Annotated in this window: 14 protein-coding genes; 7 read left to right on the forward strand and 7 right to left on the reverse strand. The window is 37.8% G+C overall.

What is annotated here, in order from left to right:
* The first annotated feature begins 34 nt into the window (after positions 1-34).
* The 3 genes from N0B48_RS21880 to uvrB all read left to right on the forward strand — a co-directional run bounded on the left by N0B48_RS21880 (position 35) and on the right by uvrB (position 4,320).
* Positions 35-406 carry a BlaI/MecI/CopY family transcriptional regulator gene (locus N0B48_RS21880; RefSeq protein WP_259841543.1) on the forward strand — a complete coding sequence of 124 codons (372 nt, stop codon included), beginning with the start codon at positions 35-37 and terminating at the stop codon, positions 404-406.
* Between the two features lie 83 nt (positions 407-489).
* Positions 490-2,175 (forward strand): M56 family metallopeptidase, encoded by a 1,686-nt coding sequence (locus tag N0B48_RS21885; RefSeq protein WP_259841569.1) that lies wholly within the window; start codon positions 490-492, stop codon positions 2,173-2,175.
* 153 nt (positions 2,176-2,328) lie between these two features.
* Positions 2,329-4,320: an excinuclease ABC subunit UvrB gene (uvrB, locus tag N0B48_RS21890; RefSeq protein WP_047452806.1), complete on the forward strand. Its 1,992-nt coding sequence runs from the start codon at positions 2,329-2,331 to the stop codon at positions 4,318-4,320.
* 91 nt (positions 4,321-4,411) lie between these two features.
* Here uvrB and N0B48_RS21895 read toward each other — a convergent pair whose 3' ends face one another.
* From N0B48_RS21895 to N0B48_RS21910, 4 genes are all read right to left on the reverse strand, one after another.
* Entirely contained in the window at positions 4,412-4,639 is a 228-nt protein-coding gene (locus N0B48_RS21895) for a DUF3820 family protein (RefSeq protein ID WP_259841545.1), read from the reverse strand.
* 1 nt (position 4,640) lies between these two features.
* Positions 4,641-5,732: an AI-2E family transporter gene (locus tag N0B48_RS21900; protein WP_259841547.1), complete on the reverse strand. Its 1,092-nt coding sequence runs from the start codon at positions 5,730-5,732 to the stop codon at positions 4,641-4,643.
* Positions 5,733-5,743: 11 nt separating this feature from the next.
* Positions 5,744-6,481: a beta-carotene 15,15'-monooxygenase gene (locus N0B48_RS21905; RefSeq protein ID WP_259841549.1), complete on the reverse strand. Its 738-nt coding sequence runs from the start codon at positions 6,479-6,481 to the stop codon at positions 5,744-5,746.
* A 72-nt stretch (positions 6,482-6,553) separates the two neighbouring features.
* Complete coding sequence (locus N0B48_RS21910; RefSeq protein WP_259841550.1) at positions 6,554-7,276, reverse strand: hypothetical protein; 723 nt, start codon at positions 7,274-7,276, stop codon at positions 6,554-6,556.
* Positions 7,277-7,323: 47 nt separating this feature from the next.
* On the opposite strand from N0B48_RS21910, the gene N0B48_RS21915 reads away from it, so the two are divergent.
* Positions 7,324-8,301, forward strand: coding sequence for an aminodeoxychorismate synthase component I (locus N0B48_RS21915; protein ID WP_259841552.1), 978 nt, complete (start codon positions 7,324-7,326; stop codon positions 8,299-8,301).
* The gene (locus N0B48_RS21920) at positions 8,285-8,911 is read left to right on the forward strand and encodes an aminotransferase class IV (protein ID WP_259841554.1); all 627 of its coding nucleotides are present in this window, start codon (positions 8,285-8,287) and stop codon (positions 8,909-8,911) included. The genes N0B48_RS21915 and N0B48_RS21920 overlap by 17 nt, the downstream gene beginning before the upstream one ends.
* 4 nt (positions 8,912-8,915) lie before the next feature.
* On the opposite strand, the gene N0B48_RS21925 is transcribed toward N0B48_RS21920, so the two are convergent.
* The gene (locus tag N0B48_RS21925; RefSeq protein WP_259841556.1) at positions 8,916-10,574 is read right to left on the reverse strand and encodes a T9SS type A sorting domain-containing protein; all 1,659 of its coding nucleotides are present in this window, start codon (positions 10,572-10,574) and stop codon (positions 8,916-8,918) included.
* Positions 10,575-10,600: 26 nt separating this feature from the next.
* Positions 10,601-12,280, reverse strand: coding sequence for a 2-succinyl-5-enolpyruvyl-6-hydroxy-3-cyclohexene-1-carboxylic-acid synthase (menD, locus tag N0B48_RS21930; RefSeq protein WP_259841558.1), 1,680 nt, complete (start codon positions 12,278-12,280; stop codon positions 10,601-10,603).
* Positions 12,281-12,364: 84 nt separating this feature from the next.
* On the opposite strand from menD, the gene N0B48_RS21935 reads away from it, so the two are divergent.
* Entirely contained in the window at positions 12,365-13,315 is a 951-nt protein-coding gene (locus N0B48_RS21935; RefSeq protein ID WP_259841559.1) for an isopenicillin N synthase family dioxygenase, read from the forward strand.
* Positions 13,316-13,785: 470 nt separating this feature from the next.
* On the opposite strand, the gene N0B48_RS21940 is transcribed toward N0B48_RS21935, so the two are convergent.
* Positions 13,786-14,058, reverse strand: a complete 273-nt coding sequence (locus N0B48_RS21940) for a hypothetical protein (protein WP_259841560.1) — start codon at positions 14,056-14,058, stop codon at positions 13,786-13,788.
* Between the two features lie 264 nt (positions 14,059-14,322).
* On the opposite strand from N0B48_RS21940, the gene N0B48_RS21945 reads away from it, so the two are divergent.
* Positions 14,323-14,484, forward strand: a complete 162-nt coding sequence (locus tag N0B48_RS21945; protein ID WP_259841561.1) for a bacteriocin-like protein — start codon at positions 14,323-14,325, stop codon at positions 14,482-14,484.
* Positions 14,485-15,007: the final 523 nt, after the last annotated feature.

Genomic DNA, 15,007 nt, shown 5'->3' on the forward strand with positions numbered 1-15,007 from the left:
TCTACATTTGTAGAACAAATTACAACATTGTAGAATGAAAGAAATAAAATTAACCGATTCCGAGAAAAGTCTTATGGAAATCCTTTGGGAAAAGAAACGCATTTTCATGAAAGATATCCTGGATTCTTATCCGGAACCGAAGCCAGCCCCAACGACCATCGCTACCTTGCTAAAAAGAATGCAGAACAAAGACCTGGTAGGATACAAATTGTATGGAAATTCCCGTGAATACTATCCAAAAGTAGAAAAAGGGGAATATTTCAACGAGGAAATGACCTCTATGATTGACCGTTTTTTCAACAGCTCAGTGACTCAGTTCGCTTCGTTTTTTACTTCTAATGCAAAATTCAGTCAGAAGCAGCTGAAAGAACTCCGAGATATCATTGATGAACAAATAAAAGAATAGAAATGCTTACCATTATTCTAAAACTCATTTTGTGCTCTTCTTTATTTATTGCTGTGTACTATTTGTTTTTGGAAAGGGAAAAAATGTATCGGTTCAACCGGTTCTACTTATTATCTTCCATGATTCTTTCTTATGTGATCCCGTTTATTTCTATCACAGTACAGCTGCCAAAACAAGAGAATAAGTCTCAGATTATCTTTGAAGACACCGCACAGCAAATCATTCTCACCCAATCTGTGCAGGAAAGCTTTGACTGGATGAATGTGGTGTGGATTATCTATGGAGCTATTACGCTTTTCTTTCTGATAAGAAGCATTCTTTCGCTCAGAGCCATCAAACAGATAAACGGAGAAAAACGTATTTACCAGAATTATACGGTTATGGTTACAAAAGAAAATCTGGCCCCTTTCAGCTTTTGGAATACGATTTATTTAGGAGAGCATTATCTAAAAAACAATGTGATTGATCCCAGAATTTTCCTCCATGAGAAGAGCCATCTGGACCAGAAGCATAGTATTGACCTTATTTTAATGGATATTTTAATGGTTTTCACTTGGTTCAATCCCGTTTTATTTCTTTATAAAAAAGCTATTATCACGAATCATGAATTTCTGGCAGATGAAGCTGTACTGGAGAGCAGATGCAATATTAAGGACTATCAAAATTTAATCCTTGAAGAGATTACAGCCAGTCAGAACCTGAATTTTATGCACTCATTTAATTTTAACAACACCAAAAAACGATTTATTATGATGACAGCAAAAAAATCTAAATTCACTCTATTGAAAAAGACGATCGGTCTTACAGCATTGGTTACAGCGGCGGCTTTATTCGCAGAAAGAACCTATGCCATTGATCCTGTTCTTTCTACAGACACCCAAAAGGTCAGCAATACAGAAACCGGAAATTTATCAACTGTGGATCCATATAAGGAATTCCGTGATATCTTAAGCAAATATTCCAATCTTTTAAACAATGGGAGATATGCAGAGTTCTCTAAAAAAGTTTCTGATCATGACAAGAAGAGACTGGAGGAACTTTATCCACAGCTTACTGATGCACAAAAAAGTGAGCAGAAAATCACATTCTTCAGTACACCTGACTTAAAACAAAGGATTCCTACCGAAAATGAATTGAAGTCATTCATCAATAAAAGCAATTATGCCGTCTGGATCGATTCAAAAAAGGTAGATAACAACAGTCTTAACAACTACAAAACATCTGACTTTGCCTATGTTTTCATCAGCGGAGTCGGTAAGAATGCCAGAACAGCAAAAAATCCGCAGCCGTATCAGGTGAGCTTAATGACCCCTGCTTATTTCGAAAAAACAAAGGAAGAGAAGTCTAATACTGCAATGGGAATTAAAACAGAAAACATCCAAGCTGTTACGGATACTATCCGCCCAAAGAAAACAGTGCAGACAGCCAGCAATGAAGGTAAGAACACAAATATCAACACAGACACAAATTTTACGGATGCTGAATACCCCGGCGGACCAGTTGCTCTAAGGAAAAAAATAGGTAATACAATGGATATGAGCCCGTTTAGTTCTAAAAATGGAACACTCAAGTCAATAGCTTATGTTCACATTGATGAGAATGGAAAAGCAACAAAAGTGACAGCCTCAGGTGATAATGAAGCATTTACCAACGAGCTTATAAGAGCAGTCTCGGTAATAAGCAATGAAACAGGATGGAAACCTGCCACCAAAGATGGAAAAGCAATAGCCACCATATACAAAGTTCCAGCAACAATAAGTTTTCAGTAAGATCAATCCATAGAAGCGCTATTATTTTAGCGCTTTTTTTATTTTGTATACAATTCCAAACAGGTGAAAAATTTACTATCAAAATAGTCATCTTCAAATACTTTATGAAGGCTAAAAATTTCTTTCGTATTTTTGTTGTATACATCATTTCCTATGAATTTTAATCTTCAATCAGAATATAAACCAACGGGCGACCAGCCACAAGCTATTGAAAAACTTACCAAAGGAATAGAAATTGGTGAGAAGTATCAAACCTTGCTGGGTGTAACCGGATCCGGGAAAACTTTCACCGTTGCCAATCTTGTGCAAAATGTACAAAGGCCAACGATTGTCATGGCCCACAACAAAACATTGGCGGCACAGCTTTTCATGGAATTTAAAGAATTCTTCCCTGATAATGCCGTAGAATATTTTGTAAGTTACTACGACTATTACCAACCGGAAGCCTACATTGCAACAACCGGAACCTATATTGAGAAAGATCTGAGCATCAATGAAGAGGTTGAAAAACTCCGTCTTTCAGCTATTGCAAGTTTACTTTCGGGAAGGCGAGACGTTTTAATCGTTGCATCCGTATCCTGTATTTACGGTGTGGGAAACCCTGCAGAGTTTCACAAGTCATTAATATCAATTTCTACCGGAGAGAAGGTGACGAGAACCGCCTTTCTTCATTCTTTAGTTAATGCTTTGTATTCAAGAACCTTAAGTGATTTTCAACGAGGTACATTCCGGGTAAAGGGAGATGTGATCGATGTATTTCCTGCCTACGCGGATAATGCCGTCAGAATTCAGTTTTATGGTGATGAGATTGAAAAAATTCAGAGTTTTGATCCGGTTTCGGGAAATGTTACGGCTAATTTTGACCAAATTCAGATCTATCCGGCTAACCTTTTTGTAACTTCAAAAGAAACATTGAACGGCGCGATTAAAAACATTCAGGATGACATGGTAAAGCAGGTGGACTTCTTTAGCGAAATAGGAAAACCACTGGAAGCTAAAAGATTACAGGAAAGGACTGAGCTCGATCTGGAAATGATAAAAGAGCTTGGATATTGCTCCGGCATTGAAAATTATTCACGTTACCTGGATGGCAGACTTCCCGGGTCAAGACCTTTCTGTTTATTGGATTATTTTCCGAAGGATTATTTAATGATTATTGACGAAAGCCATGTTACAGTCCCTCAGGTACATGCGATGTATGGTGGCGATAGAAGCCGAAAAGAAGCTTTGGTAGAATACGGATTCCGACTTCCTGCTGCGATGGACAACAGACCATTGAAATTTGAAGAATATGAATCTATTCAAAACCAGGTTATTTATGTTTCTGCAACGCCTGCCGATTATGAACTGGAGAAAACCGGCGGAGAGTACATAGAACAGATTATTCGTCCGACAGGTCTTCTGGATCCTGTCATTGAGGTGAGACCCAGCTTAAACCAGATCGATGATTTAATGGAAGAGATCCGGAAAAGAGCAGATTTGGACGAAAGGGTTCTGGTAACGACGCTAACAAAAAAAATGGCTGAGGAACTGACCAAATACTTTATGAAGTTCGGGATAAGAACGAGATATATTCACTCGGATGTAGAAACACTGGAGCGTATTCAGATTATGCATGATCTCCGTGTGGGCCTTTTCGACGTATTAATTGGGGTCAATTTATTGAGAGAAGGTTTGGATCTACCTGAAGTTTCTTTGGTCGCCATATTAGATGCAGACAAGGAAGGCATGTTGAGAAGCAGAAGATCAATGATTCAGACGGTGGGTCGTGCTGCGAGAAACCTTAACGGGAAAGCTATTCTATATGCTGATAAAATGACAAAATCTATGCAGGCGACGATAGACGAAACCAACTACCGCCGTGAAAAGCAAATCAAGTATAACACAGACAATAATAAGGTTCCAACCGCTTTAAATAAAAAGATTTCTGAGAATCTTGTGGGAAGAAGCAAGGATTTCCCTGATCCGAAATATACCCAGAAAGAGATCCTTCAGAAAGCAGCGGAAACCAAAGCCAACTATGGAGACGCAGACATTGAAAAAATGATCGGTGTGAAACAGAAAGAAATGGAAGCTGCGGCTAAAAATCTTGACTTTATAAAAGCTGCCAAGCTCAGAGATGAGATTGCGGCTCTGAGAGAATAATTAAATAATTTATTTATAAAAACAGTTTAGGGGCGGCATCTTCGATGCCGCCCCTAAACTTATATTTTCAATCTTTGGAAAAACTCAGTGTCTATCTTAAAGAAGCCCTGATTGGAATCAGAAGTTCCATCAAGCCGTTCAGTTTAATTTCATAAACTGTGGCCAGCTGCATTCCCAGTTTTCCGGGAGGTATTCCCTTTCTGTTAAACCATTCAAGATAGCTGACAGGAAGATCAGCAAGTACTGTTCCCTTGTATTTTCCGAAAGGCATCTTCATGATGCAGATCTCTTTTAATATTTCTGAATTAACTCCTTCCACTTTATACGATTAAATTGATTGTATTTCCCTGATCATTATCCTTGTCCGGCAGTTCGAGCTCTGGTGGCGTATCTTCGTCTGAAAATTCATTTCTGTAGATCTGAATAAGCAGTAAGGTAAACGAGATAAGAATCGGCCCGAAAATAAGCCCCATAAAACCAAATAAATTCATCCCCATGATAATTCCGAATACGGTATTCAGTGGATGTATATTTTCCAGTTTTTTTAAGAGCGTAAAACGAAGCAGATTATCCGTAAGCCCGACAACGACCACACAATAAGCAGCCAGACCAAGTCCTTGACCAGTATTTCCTTCTGCAATCATAAAGATACAGACCGGAACATAAATAATGGCCGCTCCTACGACTGGAATCATGGAAGCAGCTGCCGTTAGAGCAAAAAGAAGAACCGGACTCGGTGCTCCAAAGATGAAGTATCCTACAAGCCCCACAATTCCCTGCCCTAATGCTACAACGGGAATCCCGATGGCATTGGCCATAATCAGTTTTCTAAGCTTTTCGCCAATCAAAGAAATATTCGCTCTCTTCAGAGGAGCAGACGAACTCAGAATTCTCTCAAATAGTCTCGGACTTGCAAGCATAAAATAAAGGATAAAATACATGGACATGACCACCGTAAGCGTATTGAATGTCCCGCTGAGTGCTGATGTGGAAATTCTTCCGGCAGAACTCTTTACTTTATCTATATTTTCTTTGCTAAGAATATTAAAATTGGTTTTTGTGTAAATATAGTCATGGATCTTATCCAGAAAAACATTGAATTTAGCCATGTAAGCTTGAGCATTCCCCAGTTTTTCGATCAGCAGATCCGCAATAAAATAAATGGGAAGAATAAGGATGATAAGACTCGCCAGCATCAGTACAAGCGCTGAAAGCCAGGGTTTCCACTTTTTCTGCTCTTGCAGGTAGAAATTGTACTTTCTGCAGACTACGTAAATCGTGATTGCCCCCAACACCGACGGTATGAATAGCGAAAGGTTAAAGCAGATCAACCCGGTCAGAACCAGAATTATGGCCAGTAGAGCGACTTGTTTTATCGCAACGCTACTTATCTGTTTATCCTTATTTATCATCTATTTTATATTTATTTTTTAAATTCAATCTGTCTCGGCTTGCCTAAGAAAGCACAATATGTAGAATACATCACGATCATCATGAACGGAGCCGTTACAATAATACCGATACCACACAGAATAATTCCTGCTGCAGAAATTAATGCTCCTACTACAGTCGCTCCAAGAAACGTTCCATAATTCTCTTTTGCAATATTGAAAGACTTTCCTAAAGCTTCGGTTGCTGATGCATTTTCAAACAATAAGATTGGATACCCCAGTAAAAGCAGAGGATACACAAAAATAACAGGGAAGAAACACAGTGAAACCGCAACACCGCAAATAACCCAGGAAATAATAGCATAGATCAGAATATTCACAAAATTTTGCTTGTACCCGATGAACAGATCAGCAAAATCGATCTGGATTTTGGAATTGTATTTATTAACAATATAGATCAAACCTACATACAATGGAGCAAGCAAAAGCCCTAAAAGACTGGATAATGAAATATACAATGACAATCCCGGAACATTCCAGTAGCTGAAGTTTGAGTAATCTCCGCCGGCATCTCTCATTTCCTCCATCATGGAAGCAGAATTGAACCCACTGATAAACTGGATCGCAAAACCTGCTATCGTGTAAATTACCATCGCTACGATTCCATAAAGGAATACTCCTTTAAACATTTCAAAGGAATGCGAAATAATAGATCCCGTATCTCTGTTTGGAACGGACCCTTGTTGGTCAAATTCGTTAAATTCTGACATAGTTTAATATTTAATGATTTTTACCAAAATTAACTTTTTTTGGCAGAAAAACATATTAAACCTTTTTAAAGTTTAGCTTTTTTCAGAGAAAACTGTTTTATACAATGAATAAATCATAGCGTTCCAAAAAGGAAATGTGAACAGTCCACCCACAAAAAATAAGGTGAAACCAATATATTTAAAGAAAGCAGCTACGATAACACACACCAATATTTCCAGAAAATATTTTCTTAAAGCCTGAACATTCAATGAAATGGCTTCAAAAATCCTCTTATTGTTAAAAAACATAAGCGGAGCCACGAAGACTGTGACAAAAACCCAGACAATAGCGAGAATTATCGTCTGAAGGGTATATAAATAAACAAATGACCAGAAAATAAAGTATCCGATGTATTTGAAAAAATTAAATCCATTGTAGCCTACAAGAAGATCTCCCAACTCCAACTTTTCGTTCAGATCAATTTTCCTGTAAATCTGGAAAAAACCAATATTTAACGGGTAAAGGAAGATAGATGTTCCCACAATAGCCCATGAAAAATACTGAAATCCAGGTGTGGACTGCATTTTAATAACCTGCGCAGAATAGGCTTCCATGCCGTCTTTTGCATATTTTGCAGCTTCGGCATATTGTCCTAAAATTCCATACCTCCCATCAAAGAAAAAAAGTACGGTGAAAAAAATTCCAAAATAAAAGATGGAAAATATTAACTGGTAAAAAAGGGTCTTATTCCAATAGAAAAAAGCCTGCTTCAATATAAAATCTATTCCCGGTTTCTGTGGATATCTGCTCTGCATTAAAAAAATTTTACACAAAAGTAGTCATCATTAATTATTTTTGCAGAATGTTTTCAATGAATCATCAAAAATTTGTGGAAATGGACGAACTTTCCCTTCAGAAGGTGCCGTTCTTTTTCATGATCGATTTCCTAACGGAAAATGTAGAAGTCTATCAAGAAAATGAAATTGACAAATCAGGTTTGTTAATTGATTTTCAATGCTTTTCGAACTCAAAACAACAACACGTTCTCAATAAAAAAATTGAATGGACTCCTTTCCCCGAATCATTGGAAAGTTTTAAATATGGATTTGACAAGGTTCAGAAAAATATTCGCCTTGGAAATTCATATCTTACCAATTATACCAGAAAAACGGAAGTTCAGACGAATTTAAGCCTGGATGAAATTTTTTATCATTCAATTGCGAAGTACAAAGTGTATTCTAAAGATTTTTTTGTATTTTTTTCTCCTGAAACTTTTGTAAAGATTATAGACGGCAAAATTTTAACCTATCCGATGAAAGGCACTATTGATGCATCTTTGGAAAATGCGGCTGAAGTTTTGAAAAACGACAAAAAGGAAAAAGCGGAGCATTATACGGTAGTGGATCTTCTTCGGAATGATCTCAGCATGGTAGCCAACGATGTGAAAGTGGACCAATTTCAGCATATAGATCTCATCAGGACACAGCAGAAAGACCTGTATGCGATGAGCTCTGAAATTTCAGGAACTGTAAAACCTGAATTTGCACAAAAAATAGGGAGCATAATGAAAAAACTGCTTCCCGCCGGATCAATCCTTGGAGCTCCAAAGCCTAAAACGCTGGAAATAATCTTAGATGCAGAAGGATACGACAGAGGATATTATACCGGAGTATGTGGCTGGTTCGATGGTGAAAACCTGGACAGCTGCGTTATGATCCGTTTTATAGAAAAAGAAGGAGATAAACTTTATTTCAAAAGCGGTGGCGGTATAACACATATGAGCAGGTTAGAAGACGAATATCAGGAAATGAAAAATAAAATCTATGTCCCAATTCATTGAAAGCATAAAGGTAGAAGATAAGGAGATTTTCCTTTTAGAACTACATCAAAAACGCGTCAACCAGACATTTGCCCACTTCGGAAAAGAAGGGTCTATTGATCTTGGTAAGATCTTCAAAAACCTTGATCACGACGAAGACGGTCTGTTTAAGCTGAGACTTTCCTATGATCTTGATAAAAGAATCAGGACTCAGATGATCCCCTATGCCATCCCTGAAATACAAAGTTTTCAGCTGGTGGAAAACAACAGCTTCGACTATTCTTTCAAATTTGAGGACCGCAAGGAACTGGAGAAGATGAAGATGAAATCTAAAGCGGAGGAAATCATTATTGTCAAAAACAATCATATCACCGATACCTCTTTTTCAAACATTCTTTTTCTTAAAGGCAAGGATTGGTTCACCCCGAATACCTATCTTTTGAATGGTGTACAGAGACAGAACCTATTGAAAAACAAGAAAATAAAAGAGGCCGAAGTCACGCTTCAGAACATTAAGCAGTTCTCTCATTTCCAACTGATTAATGCCCTGAATGACTTTGATGATATGTTTATTTATCCGATCGACAGAATTAACAATCTGCCGGGGAATGAAGAATATCTTGATCTTTAAAGATTTATTTCTTTATAATCTTTTTTGAAGTGGCTCCTTTTTCATGAGTCAGATTAATCAGGTAAGCTCCCTGGGCTAAACTAGTAAGATCTATACTGAAATCTTTGGAACCAGATGTCCCTTGTTTCAGCAGACGACCCTGTAAGTCTAAAACCGAGTACTTCAGAACAGTAAAATCTGAAGAAATATACACTATATCTTTTACTATTGTAGGGTATATTTTTATCTGGAAATCATCTTTTTTAGCGGATTCTTTTGTAGCCAGGTGTCCCGAATTTTCCTTCAGATAAGGATAACCATCATTGATCAGAGGGTCGATACTCCATATATTTGAGAAATCCCAATTGACAAAGGTATTCTGATTTTTCATTTCCAGGGTAGTTCTTCCTCCGTCCGTGGTGTTCCAACCTGAAGCATCAGCAATTAAAGTTCCCGTCGTTTGACGATCCCAATATGCTTTACTAAATGTAACATTCAGCCCATATCCAATGAGCCCTCCCGGATTGTTTCCTCCAAGCTGACCTGCTGCATAGCTAGTGGAAATAAATGCTCCACTCTCTTCAAAATATCCAACTAAACCTGCACTCCCCTGAGGTGTATTACTTCTGGAATAACAATTGATAATACTGATTTTTTGTCTGTCTATTCCAAATCCAACCAAACCACCGACGGAAGAGCCCCCTGTAATTGTTCCTGTGGAAAAAGATAGGCTTATACTGGAAAAAGATGATGCTGCAGTACCATGCCCAATAATAGCGATCAACCCTCCTGCAGAATTAGATCCAAAGGTAGAAGCATTCACATTTCCAGTTGCATGGCTTTTAGTTACTGAACTCGTTGTCCATCCTATCAAACCTCCTACAGTGCCTCCACTTACATTCCCGGTCGCATAAGAATTGGAGACCAGTTTTGAAGTAATGCCTACAAGTCCTCCTACCGTACTTCCTCCCATTACAGCACCTGTTGCATAGCTGCTCATTATTTCACTTGATGCACCTCCTATCAATCCTCCTGCAATACCGCCATTCACCTGCCCTGTTGCATAGCAGTTCGATACCATTCCTCCACCTGCCGAAGCGGCTAATCCACCCGCACTACTGGTATAACCTGATGTAACAGTCCCTGTCGCATGGCTATTGGTAATTCCTCTTTTTATAACCCCTATCAGTCCTCCTGCATCTTTTTGAGCCTTTACACTGGCAGAAGAGCTGCAATTGGTAACAGTTCCTGAGGTTTCCCCTGCTAAGCTACCAACGTACATATCTGCATAAAAAGAACCTCCTACTAAATTGATATTTTTAAGTGTTCCAAAAGTTGATACTATACCAAACATCCCTCCATACATAATAGCAGACCGGTTAACGACCAGTCCTGTTATATTATAACCACCTCCGTCATAAGTACCTGAAAAAGATGAAGATGTATTACCTATTGGATTAAATCCTTGTGTATTATTCCAGGTAGAAGAAGTAGTGGCATTGATATCTGAAGTCTGTAAAAAATATTTATCACCCCAATCTGAACTATGTTCACTTAAATACCTTAAATCTTCAAGAGTGGCCATTCTGTAAGGATTGCCAACCGTACCGGCACCTCCGGAATAATTTTGAGAATAAAAGAAAGAACCTGTCAAACTCAAAAAAAGAAGAAAAATTTTATTCATATCTGTATTTCTATTAGCGCGCTAATTTAATTATTTCCTTTCATAAATTCGAAGTAAGCCTTCTGAACATCTGCGCTGTTTTTTCCGTAGGTATTCACTTCCAGGATTTTCGGCTGCAGATCCGGCTTGAAGAAATTCTCCAGAACTCTGTCCAATGTTGGCTCATCTTCCACTTTGATGTAGGAGAACCCGAAGTGTTTGGCTAAATGTTCAGCATGTTTGCGGTGTTTGGTCGCAATAAATTCATCCAATGTATTTGGATTGGCATTTCCAGGTCCCGGAATGATCTTAAAGATATTTCCTTCCCCATTATTGAAAATGATAATCCTTACAAATGGCGGAATATATTGGTTCCAAAGCCCGTTGATATCATAGAAGAAACCTAAATCTCCGGTAATAAGCAAGGTAGGATTCGCATTCTTAATAGCAAAGCCCATTGCTGTAGAAGTAGAACCATCTATCCCACTAGTTCCTCTGTTACAGTAGATTTTTCTCTTTCCGAAATCAAACAGCTGTGCATATCTGATCGCTGAAGAATTACTGAAATGGATATTATAGTTTTCCGGAATGGTTTGCGAAGCTTTATTAAAGAAGTAAAAATCTGAAAACTCAGCTTTATTCAGGAACAATTCGTGCTTAGCATCTTTTTTATCCCTTAAAACATCCCAAAGATTAAAATAAGGTCTCGGTTCAAGATTGATGAACTTCAACAGTTTGGAAAAGAAAACTTCAGGCTTCACCTCGATCTTCTCCGTCAGGGAAAAATACGTATCCGGCTGCCATACTTCATCCAAATGCCAGTGCTGTTTCGGGCGTGCATTTCTCAGAAACTGCTTTACTTTCTTGGAAACTACATTTTGACCTATCGTGATCAGAAGATCCGGAGCATAGGTCTTATAATCTTCCTCTGTAAAATTAAAGATATAGCGGTCAATATGTCTGAAAAACTTTTCATGATACAAATTGGAATTAGCTTCACTCAACACCACCACAGAATGGTTTTTCACCAACTGCGTCAATTGATTTTCCAGTTCCGGGCTGTAATCTCTGGTTCCTACCAAAAGCATGATTCTTTGCGACGTATGCCAGTCTGCAACTAAGTTAGACGGAATCTCGTATTCCTTATGTCTGATTGTTTTTTCAACGGTCGGGAAAGAAGGAAGTTCTGAAACCAACTCATACAATGGTTCTTCTAAAGGAATATTGATATGCACCGGTCCCTGCTTTTCAAAACAGAGCTCGATGGCTTTTTTAATAATGTCAAAATTAATGTCTTCCGCATTCTCTTTGCTGTCTTCTATAAGCTGGAAGTCACCGTAAGAATGCTGATGAAAAATATCCTTTTGCCTGATGGTCTGTCCGTCAAAAATATCTACGAAATCTGTAGGTCGGTCAGCGGTCAGGATTAAAAGCGGAACATTCTGGTAAAAAGCTTCAGTCACCGCAGGGTAATAATTGGCCACGGCAGAACCGCTGGTACAAGTTATTGCCACAGGTTTTTTCTCACTTATAGCCATTCCTATTCCTACAAAAGCTGCGCTTCTTTCATCTACAATGCTGTAACAGTTGAAGGCATCAATTTCTGAAAAATGAATCGCCAGGGGTGCATTTCTGGATCCCGGGGAAATGATGACATCTGAAATTCCGTACTGCTGAAGAAGATGGGCAAGTATCTGAATACTTCTCTTAGAAGAATATTTTTTCATACAGCAAATTTAACGGATAAATACCTATTTTAAAATCATTTCAATCAAAAAATATGTAATTTTGTAATTCGTAAATTTCTAAAAATGGATAAAATACCTAGTGTAGACCTGCGTGATTTCCTTTCGGACAACCCGGAACGCAAACAGAAATTTGTAAATGAAATCGGAAAAGCTTATGAAGAAATTGGTTTTGTAGCCTTAAAAGGCCATTTTCTTGATGACAAACTAGTAGATGAACTCTATGGAGAGGTTAAAAACTTTTTTGACCAGCCTGTAGAAACGAAGCAGAAGTATGAAATTCCAGGAATCGGTGGCCAGAGAGGTTACGTAGGATTCGGTAAAGAAACCGCCAAAGGTTTCAAAAAAGGTGATTTAAAAGAATTTTGGCATTTCGGACAGTATGTGTCTGATGATTCAAAGTACAAATCGGAGTATCCGGACAACGTCATCGTTGATGAACTTCCGAAATTCAACGAAGTAGGTAAAGAAGCCTACCAGATGCTTGAAAAAACAGGCCAATATGTATTAAGAGCTTTGGCGATCTATCTTGGTCTGGATGAGTTTTATTTTGACGATAAAATCGCAGAAGGAAATTCTATTTTAAGACCTATTCACTATCCCCCAATTACTCAGGAGCCTGATGATGCGGTAAGAGCAGCTGCTCACGGAGACATCAACCTGATTACTCTTTTGATGGGATCTCAGGGTAAAGGTTTACAGGTTCAAAACCACAACGGAGACTGGATCGATGCGATTGCAGAACCGGATGAATTAATGATCAATGTTGGAGATATGTTGTCAAGACATACCAACAATAAATTGAAATCTACCATTCACAGAGTGGTTAATCCGCCTAAAGAATCATGGGGAACTTCAAGGTACTCAATTCCTTTCTTTATGCATCCGGTAAGCGGAATGTCGTTAAATGCGCTTGAAAACTGTATTGACGAAAAGAATCCTAAGTTATATGAAGATACAACGGCGGGAGAATTTTTACATGAAAGACTTATTGAATTAGGACTTATCAAAAAGTAATATAAAAAAGTCAATAATTGATCTGTATTCCGGTTATCAGCTTAGTGCTGCAGCCTTCAGATTAATTATTGACTTTTATTTTATAGTGAAAGTTGGTTAAAAACCAAGTCCTCAAGGCATTCTCTCACAGGAAAGACTACAGCTGTTAAAACGGTAATATCCTGTTCCCATACTATTTAATTCTGTACAGGGATCTTCAAATGTATCTCTTATTTCAGAACAATTTCCTGATCCTCCACTGATCTTTTTCAGGTCTTTTCTTTAAATTTCTTTTAAATTTTCCATAGTTGTAGTATTTATTAACTACTGAATACATCGGAAGCCGGTACAGCAAGGCTGAAAAGGTGTTATTCTGACAGTTATTTTAAGTTTTTGAAGCAAGCTTTAAAACACGTATAAAACTGTTTAAAATTATTCTTTATAGCCTCTAACCTCAATTTCCTATCTTAACTTCCATGCATTTTTAAAACCTATCCCGTTATACAATAAAACTCCGGACAAGGAGTCGTTTGCGTAAAGGTTCCCCATGGACAAATGCATGTATAGGTATCACCACCCGATCCAGGGCCTCCTCCACCAGTTCCCGGATCTACATAAGGTACACATTTTCCGCCTGAACAGATCTGTCCTGCCGAACATCCTCCAGTTCCCGGTCCTTCACCTTCAAAACAGAAAGATGGAGTTAGGTCTCCGGCAGAAATTCTCTTCTGATCTCCCCGGGAAAGTCTTTTTAAATTTTTCATGGTTTTTTGTTTTTGATGTTTCCTACTCTATCAGCTTTTCGGATAACGCTTTGATGTAATTAAAATTAATTATTTTTAACTAATAATCAAAGACTTAACTCAATTTATTCACTGCATGATGAAATTTAAATTCTTTTCTTTTAAATTATGCTGATTTGTCTTTTTTACGTCAAAAAATTTAATAGTAAATCCTACCACATTTTATTTTAGTTAATAATATTTTAATTATCTTTACTTTACTATCAAATTTTTAATTAAAACAATATGAAAAATCTAAAAAAACTAGACAAAGGCCAATTAAAAAGCATCTCCGGAGCAGGAGCAATTAAACTTCCTGAACCTGAATTCTGTATGTATTACTGCAGCGGTACCGTAGTTTGCGCAACTTGCAGTGATGATTTCAAATGCCCGGACAACACTATGTAAGATTGAAAAATCAGAAAGAATAAGAAAACCGCCCTTTATAGAGCGGTTTTTTGTTTTTTTGACCATTACCCCTTTTGATGAATAAAACCTTTCATATGGTATTGAAAAATGATCTATCAGAGGGTAAAACATTATAAGAAAGAGATGAAGAATCCTGCAGTATAAGTCTAAGTTTTGGCTAAATCCTTTTGCGATGGATATATATGGTAAGCGGGCTAAAGCCCGCTCCTATTGAATATATAGGAAACATATGGATATCAGTTTATTGGTTCTGATAGTATAAGACTTTAGGACAAAAGCTCAACCAGGATGATATGGGAACAATATTTGGGTAAAAGTTATAAATGATAATCTATAATGGATAAATGATCAACGTCCGCTCAATTACTCATGTCCAGATTGATAACAAAAAATCCCGCACATTTTTGTACAAGACCTTGCTTATGGCTTATGGCTTATGGCTTATGGCTTATGGCTTATGGCTTATGGCTTATGGCTTATGGCTTATGGCTTATGGCTTATG

Origin of the sequence: Chryseobacterium herbae, from assembly GCF_025154075.1 — a bacterium.
Classification (GTDB): domain Bacteria; phylum Bacteroidota; class Bacteroidia; order Flavobacteriales; family Weeksellaceae; genus Chryseobacterium; species Chryseobacterium herbae.

What these genes read in the sequence shown, in the direction of transcription:
- N0B48_RS21880 (WP_259841543.1), top strand. Translation starts at nt 35, where the DNA reads ATGAAAGAAATAAAATTAACCGATTCCGAGAAAAGTCTTATGGAAATC.
- N0B48_RS21885 (WP_259841569.1), top strand. Translation starts at nt 490, where the DNA reads ATGTATCGGTTCAACCGGTTCTACTTATTATCTTCCATGATTCTTTCT.
- uvrB (WP_047452806.1), top strand. Translation starts at nt 2,329, where the DNA reads ATGAATTTTAATCTTCAATCAGAATATAAACCAACGGGCGACCAGCCA.
- N0B48_RS21900 (WP_259841547.1), bottom strand. Translation starts at nt 5,732, where the DNA reads ATGATAAATAAGGATAAACAGATAAGTAGCGTTGCGATAAAACAAGTC.
- N0B48_RS21905 (WP_259841549.1), bottom strand. Translation starts at nt 6,481, where the DNA reads ATGTCAGAATTTAACGAATTTGACCAACAAGGGTCCGTTCCAAACAGA.
- N0B48_RS21910 (WP_259841550.1), bottom strand. Translation starts at nt 7,276, where the DNA reads ATGCAGAGCAGATATCCACAGAAACCGGGAATAGATTTTATATTGAAG.
- N0B48_RS21915 (WP_259841552.1), top strand. Translation starts at nt 7,324, where the DNA reads ATGTTTTCAATGAATCATCAAAAATTTGTGGAAATGGACGAACTTTCC.
- N0B48_RS21920 (WP_259841554.1), top strand. Translation starts at nt 8,285, where the DNA reads ATGTCCCAATTCATTGAAAGCATAAAGGTAGAAGATAAGGAGATTTTC.
- N0B48_RS21925 (WP_259841556.1), bottom strand. Translation starts at nt 10,574, where the DNA reads ATGAATAAAATTTTTCTTCTTTTTTTGAGTTTGACAGGTTCTTTCTTT.
- menD (WP_259841558.1), bottom strand. Translation starts at nt 12,280, where the DNA reads ATGAAAAAATATTCTTCTAAGAGAAGTATTCAGATACTTGCCCATCTT.
- N0B48_RS21935 (WP_259841559.1), top strand. Translation starts at nt 12,365, where the DNA reads ATGGATAAAATACCTAGTGTAGACCTGCGTGATTTCCTTTCGGACAAC.
- N0B48_RS21940 (WP_259841560.1), bottom strand. Translation starts at nt 14,058, where the DNA reads ATGAAAAATTTAAAAAGACTTTCCCGGGGAGATCAGAAGAGAATTTCT.
- N0B48_RS21945 (WP_259841561.1), top strand. Translation starts at nt 14,323, where the DNA reads ATGAAAAATCTAAAAAAACTAGACAAAGGCCAATTAAAAAGCATCTCC.